10 protein-coding genes are annotated in these 13,598 nt (G+C 65.0%); 9 read left to right on the top strand and 1 reads right to left on the bottom strand.

Features of this window, described 5'->3' with window-relative positions; all coding sequences use genetic code 11:
* Positions 1 to 62 precede the first annotated feature (62 nt).
* The 3 genes from secD (at position 63) to AB5Y59_RS17425 (ending at position 4,759) form a co-directional block, all read left to right on the top strand.
* Positions 63 to 1,865, top strand: coding sequence for a protein translocase subunit SecD (gene secD / locus AB5Y59_RS17435; RefSeq protein WP_042863668.1), 1,803 nt, complete (start codon positions 63 to 65; stop codon positions 1,863 to 1,865).
* Between the two features lie 109 nt (positions 1,866 to 1,974).
* Positions 1,975 to 2,889, top strand: coding sequence for a protein translocase subunit SecF (gene secF / locus AB5Y59_RS17430; RefSeq protein WP_180344870.1), 915 nt, complete (start codon positions 1,975 to 1,977; stop codon positions 2,887 to 2,889).
* A 250-nt stretch (positions 2,890 to 3,139) separates the two neighbouring features.
* A complete protein-coding gene (locus AB5Y59_RS17425) occupies positions 3,140 to 4,759 on the top strand; it encodes a methyl-accepting chemotaxis protein (RefSeq protein ID WP_263308551.1) in 1,620 nt (539 codons plus the stop codon).
* Between the two features lie 54 nt (positions 4,760 to 4,813).
* Here AB5Y59_RS17425 and AB5Y59_RS17420 read toward each other — a convergent pair whose 3' ends face one another.
* On the bottom strand, positions 4,814 to 5,416 hold the full coding sequence (locus tag AB5Y59_RS17420; RefSeq protein WP_368212438.1) for a DUF924 family protein: 603 nt from the start codon (positions 5,414 to 5,416) through the stop codon (positions 4,814 to 4,816).
* 205 nt (positions 5,417 to 5,621) lie between these two features.
* Between AB5Y59_RS17420 and AB5Y59_RS17415 the strand changes: the two genes are divergently transcribed.
* The 6 genes from AB5Y59_RS17415 (at position 5,622) to AB5Y59_RS17390 (ending at position 13,166) form a co-directional block, all read left to right on the top strand.
* Complete coding sequence (locus AB5Y59_RS17415) at positions 5,622 to 6,533, top strand: DUF808 domain-containing protein (protein ID WP_139737706.1); 912 nt, start codon at positions 5,622 to 5,624, stop codon at positions 6,531 to 6,533.
* A 169-nt stretch (positions 6,534 to 6,702) separates the two neighbouring features.
* Positions 6,703 to 8,493, top strand: coding sequence for a M3 family oligoendopeptidase (locus tag AB5Y59_RS17410; RefSeq protein ID WP_342040786.1), 1,791 nt, complete (start codon positions 6,703 to 6,705; stop codon positions 8,491 to 8,493).
* 78 nt (positions 8,494 to 8,571) lie between these two features.
* Positions 8,572 to 10,380: a M3 family oligoendopeptidase gene (locus AB5Y59_RS17405; RefSeq protein ID WP_342040785.1), complete on the top strand. Its 1,809-nt coding sequence runs from the start codon at positions 8,572 to 8,574 to the stop codon at positions 10,378 to 10,380.
* 184 nt (positions 10,381 to 10,564) lie between these two features.
* On the top strand, positions 10,565 to 11,104 hold the full coding sequence (gene ycfP, locus AB5Y59_RS17400; protein WP_005331594.1) for an alpha/beta hydrolase YcfP: 540 nt from the start codon (positions 10,565 to 10,567) through the stop codon (positions 11,102 to 11,104).
* 74 nt (positions 11,105 to 11,178) lie between these two features.
* Positions 11,179 to 12,471 carry an NAD(P)/FAD-dependent oxidoreductase gene (locus tag AB5Y59_RS17395; RefSeq protein WP_041212859.1) on the top strand — a complete coding sequence of 431 codons (1,293 nt, stop codon included), beginning with the start codon at positions 11,179 to 11,181 and terminating at the stop codon, positions 12,469 to 12,471.
* Positions 12,472 to 12,848: 377 nt separating this feature from the next.
* Positions 12,849 to 13,166 (top strand): heavy metal-binding domain-containing protein, encoded by a 318-nt coding sequence (locus tag AB5Y59_RS17390; protein WP_010674360.1) that lies wholly within the window; start codon positions 12,849 to 12,851, stop codon positions 13,164 to 13,166.
* Positions 13,167 to 13,598: the final 432 nt, after the last annotated feature.

The following is a 13,598-nucleotide window of genomic DNA, read 5'->3' as shown; positions in this document are numbered from 1 at the left end:
ATTTTTTTGCACGGTGCGACCCCGGTGTCGCCCCTTGCCATCGCCTGACAGAGGCCGATTTCATGAGAAAAAAGAGTCATACCGTGTTGAACCGCATGAGCCTGTGGCAGTACGCCCTGTTGCTGCTGATGCTGGTCACGTTCGCGTTCTATTCCCTGCCCACCTTCTTCGGTGAGCAGCCCTCCCTCGGTCTGCACGGCCAGTCGCGCCTGAGCGACGCGCAGCGCACCCTGCTGGCCGAGAACCACATCGACCCCCTCAAGCAGATCGCCCAGGGTGGCCGGATGGCGCTGGTGTTCGCCAGCCAGGGGGAGCAGCAACTGGCCAAGCAGTTGCTGGAGCAGCAGGGGCTGGACAGCGCCGCCCTGACCCTGGAGTTCTACTCCAACGCCCCGGCCTGGATCAGCCGGCTCGGCGCCGACCCCATCAAGCTCGGGCTGGACCTGCGCGGTGGCTCCCAGTTGCTGATCGGGGTGGACGTGGATTTCGTCATCGACAACCAGACCAAGAACCTGGTGGATACCCTGCGCACCCGTTTTCGCGAGGCCAACCTGCGCGGCGCCAGCGTGATGCGCACCGCCCAGGGGAGCGTGGCCGTCACCCTGCCCGACGTGACGGGGCAGGAGGCTTGGCTCTCCATCATCAAGGAGAGTGCCGGTACCCGCCAGGATCAGTGGACACTGAGCCGTTCCGGCAATGCACTGACCCTGGTGTTGAGCGACGCCGAGCGCACCCTGCTGGTGAACAACGCCGTGACCCAGAACCTGTCGATCCTGAAAAAGCGGATCAACGAGCTCGGCATCGTCGAGGCCTCGGTGGTGCGTCAGGGGCAGGACGGCATCCGCATCGAGCTGCCGGGGGTGCACAACCCCAAGCAGGCGAAAGAGGTGATCGGCGCCACCGCGTCCCTGGCCTTCTATGAAGCCAAGGCCGACAGCCGCTTCTTCATGGCGGATCGCAGCGGCCAGGCGGTGGGGCTGGCCCGCCAGCCGGTGCTGAGCGGCGAGCACATCGTCGATGCCCGCGCCAACATGGGGGAGATGGGGCAGCCCCAGGTCAACATCGTGCTCGACACCCTGGGGGGGAGCAAGATGAACCAGTTCAGCCGCCAGCACGTGGGCAAGCCCATGGCCACCGTCTTCACCGAGTACAAGACCAACGCCGAAGGCAAGCTGCGCGCCCGAAGCGAGGTGATCAACGTCGCCACCATCCAGACCGCCCTTGGCAACCAGTTCCGCATCACCGGGATTGGCAGCCTGCCCGAGGCCCAGGAGCTCGCCATGCTGCTGCGGGCCGGGGCCCTCACCGCGCCGCTGAAGATCCTGGAAGAGCGCAGCATAGGCCCGACCCTGGGTCTGCAGAACATCGAGGCGGGCTTCACCGCCCTGGCGTTCGGCATGGCGGGCATGATGCTGTTCATGATGGCCTGGTATCGCAAGTTCGGCTGGGTCGCCATCACGGCGCTGGTCGCCAACCTGCTGATGCAGGTGGGCATGCTGGCGGTATTGCCGGGGGCCGTGCTGACCCTGCCGGGGATCGCCGGTCTGGTGCTCACCGTCGGCATGGCGGTGGACACCCATGTGCTGATTTTTGAGCGGATCAAGGATCGGCTGCGGGAGGGGGGGAGCCTTGCCAACGCCATCGACTTTGGTTACCGCTCGGCGTTTCGCACCATCTTCGATGCCAACATCACCACCCTCATCTGCGCCGTGGTGCTCTATGCCATCGGCTCCGGGCCGCTGCAAGGCTTCTCCATCACCCTGATCCTGGGGCTCATCTCCAGCATGGTGACTGGCATCTGGGGCACCCGCGCCATCATCAACCCCCTGTGGGGCAACAGCCGCGCCAAGCTGCTGAGGGTTTGACCATGAACCGACTTCATCACCATGACGCCGCGCCCGTGAGTCTGCATGACCTGCGCACCGACCACTTCCTGCCGGGAAGCCTGAACCACCTGACGTCGAGGGAAGAACAATGCTGAGAATGATCCTGGCCATGGGGCTGACCCGCTGGCGCTATATCGGGCTGTGGGCCTCCGTGCTGCTGACCCTGGCCTGCGTGGCCGTCCTTGCGACAAAAGGGCTCGCCCTCGGGCTCGATTTCACCGGCGGGATCCTGCTGGAGTTTCGCATCCAGACCCTGAAGGAGGCCCATGAGCTCAACGCCCTGCTGACGGCGCCCCTGGCGGGGGTGGTGGAGCTGCACGGCGCCGGTGTGCCCGGCGAGTGGCTCATCAAGCTGCCCCCCCACGAGCTGCCCTGGGCGGCGGAGGATCTGGCGACCATGCTGGGGCAGCAACTCGCCCTGCCGGTGGAGCTCTTGCGCACCACCATCGTCGGGCCCCAGGTGGGCGCGGAGCTGTTCCAGCAGGGGATGCTGGCGGTGCTGGTGGCCTCGCTCGCCATCTCCGCCTACCTGGCGGTGCGCTTCGAGTGGCGCCAGGCCATCGGCATCCTGGTGTCGGTGCTGCACGACGGTCTGGTTGCCATCGGGCTGCTCGCGCTCTTTGACATCGAGTTCGACCTCAACGTCATCGCGGGCCTGATGGCGGTGATAGGCTACTCCCTCAACGACAGCATCGTCATTTCGGACCGGTTGCGGGACTTGCTGGGGTCGCGTACCCGCATGGGGATCCACGAGTGCTCGGACGTGGCCATCAAGGCCACCTTCAGCCGCACCATGATCACCTCGGGCACCACCCTCTTTACCGTGGGGGCCCTGCTCCTGTTCGGCGGCGACGCCCTCTACGGCTTCTCCTTCACCCTGTTCGCCGGCATCCTGGTGGGGACGCTCTCCTCCATCACGGTGGCCTCCACCGTGCAGGAGCTGCTGGGGCTCTCCCCCCAGGCCTACCAGAAAAAAGAGGAGGAGCTGGCCGAGGCGGCGTGACCGCCGAACGCCCCGTCACGGGGCACATGGGCGGCCAGTGCGGCCGCCCCGGGCAAAAAAGGAAGGCGAATGCCTTCCTTTTTCCATTCTGCCAGAGGGGGCGCGGCGGTCCCGAAGGCCGGGCTGGGGCGGCGGGTGTGATGCGGCCGAGCAGAAGTTGAAAAGTGTAATGAAATGCATGTTTTAGGCGCTATTTTCGGGGCCCGCTTCGGCTACACTGGCAGGGAGTCTATGGATGGAGTAAGCACTCATGAATATCGCTCGTCGGCTTCAACTCATTGCCCTGCTGGTCATGCTGGCCCTGGGGTGTCTCAGCTGGTTCAGCATCAGCAGACTCTCCTCCGCCAATGCGGATCTCAGCTATGTAACAGACAACACAGTCCCCAGCATTTCCACGATCAAGGAGATACAGACAGACTTCTACGCCCTGCATTCATTTATCCAGGCGCACGTGCTCAACACCGACGACGGCAAGATGAGTCAGATAGAGCAGAGCATTGCATCCCTTCACACCAAGATGGACGCCCTGCTGAGCCAGTATGAAAGCGGGATGATCTCCAATGAGGAGGACAGGCAGCTCGTCGCCGATGATCGGCGCCTGGTTGCCCAGTACGACAAAGCCTCCGAAGACGTCCTGCGCCTGTCCCGCGAGAACAAGAATGTGGAGGCCAGAGAGGCGATCGACAAGGAGCTTGCCCCCTTGTTTGAGCAGCTTTCCCAGGCCATCGACAAGCACGTCCACTTCAACATCCAGCAAGGTGACGCCGTCAAGCTGCGAGGCGAGCAGAATGCCGATAGCAGCATGCAGGCCCTGTTGTTCATCTCGGTGGGCACGGGTGCCCTCACGTTGGTGCTCTTTCTCTGGCTGTTCAGGCAGGTCGCCAATCCCCTCCGTCTGGCCATGGCGACCCTGTCCGAGATCCAGCGCGACCTGAACTTCACCCTGCGGGCCAATGTGAGCCAGCAGGACGAGATCGGCCAGACGCTGACGGCGGTCAACCGCCTGCTGGACACCTTGCAGCAGACCTTCACCGAGTTTTCGGTGGGCAGCCTGCAGATCAAGAGCACGGCAGAGTCCCTCTCCCAGGCGGCCCAGCACATGGCGGAGTCGGCGAGTCAGGCCAATGACGCCACCAGCCTTATCGCCGCCGGGGTGGAGGAGATGAGCGTGAGCATCACGGACATCTCCCAGCGCACCCAGGAGACCAGTCGCATCACCAATGAATCCGGCAAGCTCGCCAGTGACGGCGGGGCCACCATAGAGCGCACTGTGCTCGCCATCAACGACATCGCCGACGCCATTCGTCAGGCCTCCCGCGATGTGACGGCGCTGGGGGAGGGGATCTCCCGCATCGGTGGGGTGGTGAACGTCATCAACGATGTGGCGGGGCAGACCAACCTGCTGGCGCTCAACGCCGCCATCGAGGCGGCGCGGGCCGGTGAGCAGGGACGCGGCTTTGCGGTGGTCGCCGACGAGGTGCGCAAGCTGGCGGAGCGGACGGCCCAGTCGACCCAGGAGATCTCAAGGACGGTGGAGGCTATCCAGCAAGGGTCCGAGGCCACGGTGGCCAGAATGGTCCTGGTGGAGGAGAAGGTGGCGCAAGGGGTGGCCATGGCGACGGAAAGCGGGGCCATCATCACCCAGATCCGCCAGGCCTCCCATCGCGTCATGGATCAGGTCGGCGAGATCACCCTGGCCATCCGCGAGCAGACCTCGGCGGCGGAATCCATCGCCCTCCAGGTCGAGCAGATAGCCCAGGTGGTGCAGCAGACCAGCAGCACGGCGGAGGAGACGTCCGCCGCCGCAGAGGAGCTGAACGTGACCACGGAGAATATCCACCAGCAGATCTCCCGCTATCGCATCCAGTGAGGTGCGGATCGGTTGTTCTCTCCCCGCCATGCCCATGGCGGGGATTTTTTTATGTCAGAACCCCGAACCGGGCTGTTGCAGGAAGGCGGCCTCTTCCTCCGTGCTCGCCCTGCCCAGGATGGCGTTGCGGTGGGGGAAGCGGCCAAAGCGCTCGACGATCACCTGGTGGCGGCGAGCAAAGTCGGCAAAGCCTTCGAAGGTGTCCCGGGCCGGGCCTGTGGCCTGCTCGTCGGCCAGGGCCTCGAACAGGGCGACGCTTCTGGCCTGCTGCTCTCTGGACTCCGCGTGCTCGAGGGGCAGATAGAAGAAGACCCGGGCCAGCGGCGAGAGCCCCTTGTCGGCCCCGAGGGTGAGCCCCTTGAGGCACAGCGCCCTGGCCTTGTAGTCCTGGGCGAAGGCGGCGGGGGTGTGGCGGTGAAGGTTTCGCGGCAGCTGGTCCAGCAGCAGGATGAGGGCCAGGCGCCCTGCGGGATCGTCCTCCCAACGGGCGAGCTCGCCCGCTGCGGCACGGGCCGCCAGTTCGCCGAAGCGTGAGGCCAGCAGGGCATCGGTCTCGCTGCTCTTGCCCCACCAGAGGGGGGCCTGACGGGCGGCACGGGGGGCGTCGTCTGCGTCATCGCCAAACCAGAAATCGAGCAGAGGTTGCCAGGGTTGCATGGGAACTCCTTGGGCCGGTGGCCGTGAAGTGAAAACGGAGCAGGGGATCTGCCATGGGGGGCTGCCGCCGTGGCGGCTTCCCGTTACACTGTGCCATCTTTTGCCCCAAAGGGTGATCCCCGGATGGGCCCGTGATCCCCTGACCCCTCATCACCCTGACCGGGGCAGCCCGGATGTGTCCCACTCAATAGAAGGAATGCCAGATATGGCCGGAGCCAGTTTGTTGACCCTGCTCGATGATATTGCCAGCGTGCTCGATGATGTCGCCCTGATGACCAAGGTGGCGGCGAAGAAGACGGCCGGGGTGCTGGGGGACGATCTCGCCCTCAATGCAGAGCAGGTCTCCGGGGTGCGGGCCGAGCGTGAGCTGCCGGTGGTGTGGGCGGTGGCCAAGGGGTCGTTTCGCAACAAGCTCATCCTGGTGCCTGCCGCCATCGCCATCAGCGCCCTCATCCCCTGGCTCATCACCCCGCTCCTGATGCTGGGGGGGGCCTACCTCTGTTTCGAGGGGGCGGAGAAGCTGGTCCACAAGTTCCTGCCCCACGAGGAAGAGGCGCATCAGGCGGCGCCGGTGCCCGAGGATCTGGCGGCCTATGAGCGCCAGAAGGTGAAGGGGGCCATTCGCACCGATTTCATCCTCTCGGCGGAGATCATCGTCATCGCCCTCGGCACCGTGCAGGGGTCGAGCCTGGGCCTGCAGATCGCCGTGGTGGCGGGCATCGCCCTGCTGATGACCGTCGGGGTCTATGGCCTGGTGGGGCTCATCGTCAAGCTCGACGACATCGGTCTGCACCTGCTGCAAAAGCCCGATGGCGGCGCTGTGCGCCGGACGGTGGGGCAGGGGCTGCTGGTGACGGCGCCCCGTCTGATGCACCTGCTTGCCCTGGTGGGCACCATCGCCATGTTCATGGTCGGCGGCGGCATTCTGGTCCATGGCTGGCCCTTCCTCCATCATCTCATCGAAGGGACGGCGGACACGGTGGCCGCCCTGCCCGGGGTCGGCGGGGTACTGGCCGTGGTGACGCCCACCCTGCTGAGCGCCCTGGCCGGCGTGGTGGCAGGGCTGGTGCTGGTGGTGGCCATGACCCTGGTGAGCAAGCTTCAGCCCGCCAAATAGATCGCTTGTCGGGGGAGGGCCGACAGGGGCCGTCGCACCCGGGGCCGCTCTTCTGCTGGTTGCCTCGAATGGGGGCTAGGCAAGTGCCTGGCCCCCTTCGTACTATCCGGTTTCACCCGCCCGCAGAGGCGGGGTGACCCGATATGGACGCAAACAGACAAGGACAACCATGAAACCACCCGTTTGGCGAGATGATCACATCTATGCCGCCCCCGACGATCCTGCCATCGAGGCCGCCTTCCAGGAGGCTGCCCGCGCCCTTACCCGACTTGACGCCCTCCTGGCGGACCTGCCGGTTCCCGCCCATCCCGTTGCGGATGCCAATGCCCTGCGCCACCTGCTGCGGGCCATCCGCCGCGAGGCCAACGGGGTGAAGACCCTGGCCTGGAACAGCCAGGTCTATGGTTACAACCGGCTGAGCCAGAACGGGCGCGACGAGGAGGCCCGGGTACTGCTCTCCCGGGGCCAGCAGCTGGAGGCGACCCTGGCCCAGCGCAGCAAGCCGGTGGACCTGTTCTGGGTTCGCGCCCCCGAGTCACTGGTGCGCACCCTGCTGCAAGACCCCGAGCTCTTCGAGCTGGCCTACCAGATCCATCACGACAGGGCGCAGCAGGATCAGTGGCTTTCGCTCGAGAGCGAGCAGCTCATCGAGGGGTTGGCGGTGGACGGTCTGCAGGGGTGGGGGGATCTCTACGACAACCTGGTGGGGCGGCTGCTGCCGGTGGTGGAGGGGGTGCCCATGGGGCTTGCCCAGGCGGACAACCTGCTCGCCCACCCGGACAGGGCGCGGCGCGCCAGTGCCTGGCACGCCATCCAGGGCGCCTGGGAGGCGGAGCAGGAGACGGTGGCCGCCATTCTCAACGCCATCAACGGCTGGCGCAACGAGCTCGGCCGCCAGCGCGGCAAGGGGCGCAGGCTGGATGCCCTCGAGGTCACCTGCCATCAGGAACACATCACGGGCGCGACCCTGGAGACCCTGATGGCGGCGGCCGGGGAGCACAGGGAGCTCGGGCGCCGCGCCTTGCGTGCCATGGCCTGTGCCCAGCAGATCACCGACTTCGCCCCCTGGGATCTCTTTGCCCCGGCGCCCCAGACCGTACACGGCAAGTTCGGCTTCGAGCAGGCGCTGAATCTGGTGATGGAGGCCTTTGCCGCCTTCGATCCCGAGATGGGGGCGTTTGTCCGCATGATGGCCGACAAGGGGTGGATTGATGCGGCCCCGAGCGAGCACAGGCGAAGCGGCGCCTATTGCACCGAGTATGCCGATCCGCCCGAGCCAAGGGTCTTCCTCACCTTCGAGGGGACCATGGACAACGTCATCACCCTGGCCCATGAGCTCGGCCACGCCTGGCACAGCTGGTTGCTGCGGGATCTTCCCTTCGAACAGCGGGGCTACCCCAAGACGCTGGCGGAGACCGCCTCCCTCTTTGCCGAGATCCTGGTGCGCGATGCCCTGCTGGCCGCCACCGACAAGGTGGAGCAGCGCCGGGCCATCGCCTGGCTGGACGGGGAGCGGGCCGCGAGCCTGCTCCTCGACATCCCCGCCCGCTTTGCCTTCGAGCGCGCCCTGGTGACGGCGCGGGAGGCGGGTTATGTGGGGGCGAGCCAGATGCGGGAGATGATGAAATCGGCGCAGCAGCAGTGCTATGGTGACGCCCTCAGCCAGTATGACGAGCTGTTCTGGGCCAGCAAGGGTCACTTCTCCATCGCCGAGTCCGGGTTCTACAACTACCCCTATCTGTTTGGCTATCTCTTCAGCCTGGGGCTCTATGCCCAGCATGCGCGGGCCGGGGGCGAGTTTGTGCCCGCCTATCGCGCCCTGCTGCGAGATACCGGCCGCATGAGCGCCGAGGCGCTGGTGGAGAAGCACCTGGGGGTCGACATCCGCGAACCCGGGTTCTGGCAGGAGAGCCTGCGCTATGTGGAAGAGGCGGTGGTGCGCCTCGAGCGGCTGGTGTGATGCCTGCCCGCGAAGGTGGTGGCTCTGGCCACCTGGATTTCACGACGGGCCAGGCCCGTCCCTGACGATGAGCGTTCGATGCAACAACGAGTCTATCCACAGCAGTGGCAAAATGATCACATCTACCCCTCCCTCGACAGCTGTGTCCTCGAGGCGGACATGAGCCTGGCCCGCGCCAGCCTGGCCGAGCTGAGCGGTTTTATCGAGGGACTGGCCCAGGTGCCTCGCACCCCAGGCGCCTTGCAGGACTTCCTCAGGGAGGTACGCCTGCGGGTCCGCCGCATTCGCGACATCGGCTGGAACATCGCCGTGCTGGCGGCCTGCAAGGGGAGCCAGGACGCCCGGGATCCCCTCGCCAAGCAGGTTGCCTCCCGGGCCCGTGCCCTCAATGCGGATCTGTTCAAGACGCTTGCCCCCATCGAAGATCTGATGCTGGGGCTGCCTGCGTCCGAGTTTGAGCAGCTGATGGCCGACCCCCTGCTCGGGGAGGAGGGGTACCGGCTGCGCCACGAGCGTCGCCTGCAGGATCAGCGGCTGCCGGTGGAGGCGGAGCAGCTGGTCATCGGCCTTGGCACCGACGGCCTGCACGCCTGGGGCAACCTCTACAACGATCTGGTGGGCAAGATAAGGCTGGTGATCGCGGGTCGCGAGATGGGGCTGGCAGAGGCGAGCAACCTGCTCTCCAGCCCGGATCGTGCCCTGCGCAAAGAGGCCTTCGATGCCATCAGCGCCGGCTGGGAAGGGGAGCAGGAGACGGTGGCGGCCATCCTCAACGCCCTCAACGGCTGGCGCCTGGAGCTCTCGCGCCAGCGCGGCAAACACCGGCGCCTCGATGCCCTGGATCTCTCCTGCCACCAGAGCCACATCGAGCGGGCGACCCTGGATACCCTGATGGCGGAGACCTGGCAGGCCCGTCATCTGGGCCAGCGGGCCCTGGGGCTGATGGCCGGTCACCTCGGCCTCGAGGTGCTGGGGCCGGAGGATCTCTTTGCGCCGCCCCCTGCCGCCAGCCGCCGGGAGATCCCCTTCGAGGAGGCGGTCGACATCATCGCCCAGGCCTTCGCGCGCTTTGACCCCGAGATGGGGGACTTTGCCCGCATGATGGCCGAGCGCGGCTGGATTGATGCCGCCCCCACCCCCAACCGGCGCACCGGGGCCTATTGCACCAAGTTTGCCGAGCCGGTGGAGCCGCGGGTCTTCATCACCTATGCGGGCACCATGGACAACGTCATCACGCTGGCCCACGAGCTCGGTCACGCCTGGCACAACTGGCTCATCCGCGACTTGCCCATGAGCCAGCGCAGCTACCCCATGACCCTGGCGGAGACCGCCTCCATCTTCGCCGAGACCCTGGTGCGCAGCGCCCTCTACGAGCAGGCCCGAAGCGCCGAGGAGCGTCTGGCCATCGCCTGGGCGGATGCTGATGGCGCCGCCACCTTCCTGGTCAACATCCCGGCCCGCTTCGACTTCGAGCGGGCCCTGGTGGCCGAGCGCGAGCAGGGCTATGTGTCGTCGGCCCGGCTCAAGGGGCTCACCGACGAGGCCTGGGGGCGCTGGTACGAGCAGAGCCTCGACCGCTATCACCCCCTGTTCTGGGCCGCGAAGGCGCACTTCTCCATCGCGGGCTTCGGTTTTTACAACTACCCCTACCTCTTTGGCTATCTGTTCAGCCTCGGGGTCTATCAGCAGCTGATGAGCCGCCAGGCCGCAGGGGAGGCGGGGGTGGCCGAGGCCTACCGCGCCCTGCTGCGAGACACCGGTCGCATGAGCGCCGAAGAACTGGTCGAACGGCATTTGGGGCAGGACATTCGCGAACCCGCCTTCTGGCAGGGGAGCCTGGCCCTGGTGGAAGCGGCGGTGGCGCGCTTCGCCCAGTGCGGCGGGTAACCTCGCCAGACCCGGTTTGCGCCATGTCCCGCCGGGGCATGGCGCTGCCACAGCGGCCCCGACGCGCGGTTTGGTTGCCCGAAGGGGCGTGATCCAAAGCAAGAAAGTGGGATGTTTTGGTGGCGCAAGGCCCTGTCGCTGGGGTAGTTTCGATAGAACCGACACAGTTTTTGAGGTCTTGTCCATGATCATCTATCTGCATGGCTTTGATGCCACCAGCCCCGGCAATCATGAAAAAGTGCTGCAGTTGCAGTTTATCGATGATGATGTGCGTTTCGTGCACTACAGCACGGTTCACCCCCGCCACGACATGAGCCACCTGCTCAAGGAAGTGAAGAAGCAGCTCGACATGAGCACCGATCCCAAACCCCTCATCTGCGGCGTGGGCCTGGGTGGCTACTGGAGCGAGCGGATCGGGTTTCTGTGCGGTATCAAGCAGGTGGTCTTCAACCCCAACCTGCACCCGGAAGAGAACATGCAGGGCAAGATCGACAGGCCGGAAGAGTACGAGGACATCGGCACCAAGTGTGTAACCGAATTTCGTAATAAAAATTCAGGAAACTGCCTGTGCATCCTTTCCGTTCAGGATGAAATCCGCGATAATCGGGACACTGAACGTGAATTGAAGAACTATTACGACATCGTATGGGATGAGCGCGAGACCCATAAGTTCAAGAACATCTCGCACCATCTGCAACGGATGAAGGCCTTCAAAGAAGCCTGAGCCATCACGTCAACCGATTTCGTTTTAGGGAGCCAATGGCTCCCTTTCGTTTTGAGGAACCAAGGAAAATCATCATGATGAATATTGTCGTTGTAGGCGGTGGCGCCGGTGGTCTCGAGCTTGCGACCAGCCTGGGCCGCAAGCTGGGCAAGAAGAACAAGGCCAGGATCACCCTGGTGGATCGCAATCGCACCCACCTGTGGAAGCCCCTGCTGCACGAAGTGGCCACCGGCTCCATGGATGCGGGCATCGATGCCCTGAGCTACCAGTCCCACGCCAAGAACCACGGCTTCGAATTCCAGCTCGGCAGCCTGACCGACATCAAGCGCGACGAGAAACGCATCGTGCTGGCCCCCATCCACGACGAGAGCGGCGCCCTGGTGGTCAACGAGCGGGAAGTGGCTTACGACATTCTGGTGATGGCCATCGGCTCGGTCTCCAACGACTTCAACACCAAGGGCATCAAGGATCACTGCATCTTCCTGGACAGCCCCTCTCAGGCGCACCGCTTCTACAACAGCATGATGAACCGCTTCCTGCAGTTCGCCACCGAATACCAGCCCGGTGACAAGGTGAAGATCGCCATCGTCGGCGGCGGCGCCACCGGCGTCGAGCTCTCCGCCGAGCTCTACAACGCGGTGGAGCAGCTCTACGCCTACGGCTTCAAGAACCTCACCACCGACAGCCTCAAGGTGACCCTGGTGGAAGCGGGCCCCCGCATCCTGCCGGCCCTGCCGGAGCGCATCAGCGGCTCCGCCCATCAGGAGCTGGTGAAGCTGGGCGTGGACGTGCGCACCGCCACCATGATCACCGAGGCCACCGCCGAGGGCCTGCACACCAAGGATGGGGAGCTGATTGAAGCAGACCTCATGGTGTGGGCCGCGGGCATCAAGGCGCCGGACTTCATGAAGGAGATCGCGGGCCTGGAAACCAACCGCATCAACCAGCTGGTGGTCCACGAGACCCTGCAGACCACCCGGGACGAGAACATCTTCGTCATCGGTGACTGCGCCGCCTGCCCGCAGCCGGACGGCAAGTTCGTGCCGCCCCGCGCCCAGTCCGCCCACCAGATGGCGACCCAGGCGTTCAAGAACATCCTGGCCAAGATGAACGGCGGCGAGATGAAGCCCTACCGCTATCACGATCACGGCTCCCTGGTCTCCTTGAGCCGCTTCTCCACCGTGGGCAGCCTGATGGGCAACCTGATGCGGGGCTCCATGATGGTGGAGGGCTACATCGCCCGCATCGTCTACATCTCCCTCTACCGGATGCACCAGGTGGCCCTGCACGGCTACATCAAGACCGGCCTCATCATGCTGGTGGGCCGCATCAACCGGGTGCTGCGCCCGAGCATGAAGCTGCACTGAGTGCATGGCGGCTGCCGCTGCGAACATCAAAAAGGAGAGGCTTGCCTCTCCTTTTTTTATGGCCGACGCGAGTCGCTCCTGACAGCGCCTGCCGCCGTCCAGGGCGAAGACGCAGAGGGCCTAGGCAACTGCAGTCGTGTCTGCATCATCAAGGTCCCGCTTTCATCGTGGCCGGAAGCCCTCTCCCCAGCACCGGTGCCCAAGGTCGCTGTGCGGGGAAAGTGGCACGACACAGGCCCTATGGATGGCTCCTTGATGAACCTGGCGGGCGCTGTGCTTGAAGCCCCTGGCCACGCCGGGCTTATGCTTTGGCCAACACCTTGCTACCATGACGGCAACGGTGCTTCGCGCACCCAGCCCAACTCACAGGAGACCTCATGATCCTCTCAACCACCCCCACCCTGGAAGGCAAGACCATTCGCGAGTACCGCGGCATCGTCGTGGGCGAAGCCATTCTCGGCGCCAACATCTTCAAGGATCTGTTCGCCGGCATCCGCGACATCATCGGCGGTCGCTCCGGCGCCTACGAAAAAGAGCTGGCCCGGGCCCGGGAGATTGCCTTCGAGGAGCTCAAGGAGCGTGCCCAGGCGCTGGGGGCCAACGCCGTGGTGGGCATCGACATCGACTACGAGGTGGTGGGCCAGAATGGCAGCATGCTGATGGTCAGCATCAGCGGCACCGCCGTGGTGATCTAGCCCGCCAGTGCCCGGCCCTGCATGGCCAAACGCCCCGTCACAAGCCGACCCCTAGGTCGGCTTTTTGTTGGGTGTGACGCGCAAAGGTGGGCGCAAGTGAGTGGGGCTCAAGGCCTGAACGTATCGAACGCTCCGATGGCTCTGGGCTGGCCGGGAATGAGGGAGAAAATGGCCCGGCCCGGAGAAGGTGCGGGAACATGGGGGGCACAGGGCCTGAAGGTCGGCAAAGTTGTTCAATTTTGCTATTCGATAATGAGTTATCGTTTGATATATCTAAACAAAAAATGACCTGTCAGGGGTCGCAGAGCCCAGGTCGGGACCAACATGGCGAGGTGCAGGCGGCACTGTACTCGCATCCCGCCCATAAATAGAGGTCGCCCGGGCGACCTCTTTGTCGCCTGCTAGTTCGCTGCGGATCAGGGCAGGGCATCG

Source organism: Aeromonas sp. s10, from assembly GCF_040907975.1.
Classification (GTDB): domain Bacteria; phylum Pseudomonadota; class Gammaproteobacteria; order Enterobacterales; family Aeromonadaceae; genus Aeromonas; species Aeromonas caviae.
Note: the sequence above shows the minus strand (reverse complement) of the source record. Positions and strands in the feature narration are given on the sequence as shown.

Bases quoted from the DNA above. Each gene is read 5' to 3' on its own strand.
- secF (WP_180344870.1), top strand. From the start codon at position 1,975: ATGCTGAGAATGATCCTGGCCATGGGGCTGACCCGCTGGCGCTATATC.
- AB5Y59_RS17395 (WP_041212859.1), top strand. From the start codon at position 11,179: ATGATGAATATTGTCGTTGTAGGCGGTGGCGCCGGTGGTCTCGAGCTT.
- secD (WP_042863668.1), top strand. From the start codon at position 63: ATGAGAAAAAAGAGTCATACCGTGTTGAACCGCATGAGCCTGTGGCAG.
- AB5Y59_RS17390 (WP_010674360.1), top strand. From the start codon at position 12,849: ATGATCCTCTCAACCACCCCCACCCTGGAAGGCAAGACCATTCGCGAG.
- AB5Y59_RS17405 (WP_342040785.1), top strand. From the start codon at position 8,572: ATGCAACAACGAGTCTATCCACAGCAGTGGCAAAATGATCACATCTAC.
- AB5Y59_RS17410 (WP_342040786.1), top strand. From the start codon at position 6,703: ATGAAACCACCCGTTTGGCGAGATGATCACATCTATGCCGCCCCCGAC.
- AB5Y59_RS17425 (WP_263308551.1), top strand. From the start codon at position 3,140: ATGAATATCGCTCGTCGGCTTCAACTCATTGCCCTGCTGGTCATGCTG.
- ycfP (WP_005331594.1), top strand. From the start codon at position 10,565: ATGATCATCTATCTGCATGGCTTTGATGCCACCAGCCCCGGCAATCAT.
- AB5Y59_RS17415 (WP_139737706.1), top strand. From the start codon at position 5,622: ATGGCCGGAGCCAGTTTGTTGACCCTGCTCGATGATATTGCCAGCGTG.
- AB5Y59_RS17420 (WP_368212438.1), bottom strand. From the start codon at position 5,416: ATGCAACCCTGGCAACCTCTGCTCGATTTCTGGTTTGGCGATGACGCA.